We start from the raw sequence: 320 nt of genomic DNA, 5'->3' as shown, positions 1-320 counted from the left end.
GGTTGCGCTGCAGGCGTGCCAGGCTGAAGCGCTGACGACGATCGATACGCCGGCTGAGGCGCTCCTCCGTCGGGGCTGCCTCGGACGGCGGCGCGGCTTGCGCCACGGTGGCCTTGGGCAGCGCCGGGAAATGGTCGCCTTCGACACTCCAGCCCTGGCTGGCGCTCTTGTGCAGGCGCAGCGCCAGGCGCTCGTCGCGCTGCTCGACCCGGGCCTCGACCTCCAGCTCCAGGCGGTCGCCACCAAAGGTGAACGGCGGCAGCTTCAGGTCATGTACATCGCGGCTGGCGAAGCGTCGTTGCAGGTAGTCCTGCAGAACA

At 69.7% G+C, this 320-nt stretch carries 1 protein-coding gene; it reads right to left on the bottom strand.

Annotated features, from left to right (window positions below):
* Positions 1-320: hypothetical protein (locus tag J0A65_RS26820; RefSeq protein WP_206597210.1), on the bottom strand; the 320-nt coding region annotated here is incomplete at both ends.

The organism is Bowmanella yangjiangensis (assembly GCF_017255015.1).
GTDB lineage: Bacteria > Pseudomonadota > Gammaproteobacteria > Enterobacterales > Alteromonadaceae > Bowmanella > Bowmanella yangjiangensis.
The sequence above is the reverse complement of the archived record's forward strand: the minus strand, read 5'-3'. Positions and strand labels throughout refer to the sequence as shown.